Origin of the sequence: Cellulomonas septica, assembly GCF_012396155.1 — a bacterium.
Taxonomy (GTDB): Bacteria; Actinomycetota; Actinomycetes; order Actinomycetales; family Cellulomonadaceae; genus Cellulomonas; species Cellulomonas septica.
Genome location: NZ_JAAXOY010000834.1, coordinates 1 through 1303, shown reverse-complemented (window position 1 = coordinate 1303; position 1303 = coordinate 1). Strand labels below are relative to the sequence as shown.

The window sequence follows — 1303 nt, the reverse complement described above, 5'->3', positions numbered from 1 at the left end:
GGCGGTCAGGCGGTCGGGACCTCCACGTCGACGCGCACGACGTCGCCGGACCGGGCGAAGACCCGGCCGCTCACGTCGGCGTCGAGCACGCCGTCGGCGCCGGCGACGCGTGAGCCGTCGGCGAGCGTCGCCTCGACCCGCAGCACCGACCCACGCCGGTAGACGACCGGCACCTGGCAGAACGTGAACGCGAGCGACCCGGCGTCGAGCGTGAGGGTCTGCTCGGCCTGCGCGACGTCGTGGAAGCGCAACGTCGTCGGCGCGGTCGTCCACTCGTCGGCCCGCAGCAGCACGGGCCGCACGACGACCCGGCCGTCCTCGACCCGCAGGCCCAGCTCACCGAGCCGCGTGAGGACCTCCTCCTTGACCTGCCCGGTCATGCCCGGCTGGCGCGCGCCGTGGCCGGCGGGCGTGTGGGAGTACGGGTCGACGGGGAAGGCGCCGTAGACCTCGGGCGACTTGCAGTAGCCGAGGCCGAGCCGGACGTCCTCGTACGCGTCGGCCAGGCCGTGCACGACCGCCGCGTCGAGGCCCTCGGCGACCGCCCGCGCGTGGTTCTCCTGCACCGCGAGCAGCAGCTTGGAGACCATGTGCCAGTAGATGCTGCCGAGGCCCTCGTACGCGAAGAACGAGCCGGACCGGCCCGTGAACTCGGCGTGCCGGAACACCTGCTCGAACACGTCGAGGACCGCGTCCCGGCCGTCGGCCACCTGCTGCGCGCTGACGCCGGGCGCGCCCGCGGCCAGCGCGTCGAGGGCCGCGACGACGTCGCGCGCGTTGTGCAGGCCGGGTGCGAACCGGTGCGTGCCGTGGACGTCGCGCAGCACGAGCGTCGTGTCGCCCGCGGCGACCAGCGCGTCGAGCAGCGGCGCGCTCGCGGCCTGGGACGCGGTGATCGTGTTGCGCGCGAGGAACGTCGGCAGCTCGCGGTCGGGGTAGAGCTGGTAGGAGTGCTGGTCCGCGCGGTACAGGGCGCTGCGGCGCAGCGCGTGCACGAGGTCGAGCGCCTCGGCGGGGGTCAGCAGCCCCGACGACAGGACCGCGACCTGGCCCTCGAGCATCTCCTGCAGGTGCCCGACGCGGGCGACGCCGCCGCGCAGGTCGAGCAGGTTGTAGGAGTGGAACAGCCCGTCGGCGCGACGGTTCGCGCGCAGGCCCGCGTCGACGTACCGCTGCGCGACGTCGAGGAACGCCCGCACGTCGGCCGCGCCGACGGTCCGGTGCGCACCGCCGAACCCGGCGTACACGCGCTCGCGGTACGCGGTGCCCGCGGCGCCGAGCGCGTCCATGACAGATCGGAAGA

1 pseudogene is annotated in these 1303 nt (G+C 74.9%); it reads right to left on the bottom strand.

The features are described from left to right. Positions 1-5: 5 nt before the first annotated feature. Positions 6-1303, bottom strand: a pseudogene (locus HGA02_RS19620) (hypothetical protein); the annotation flags it as partial.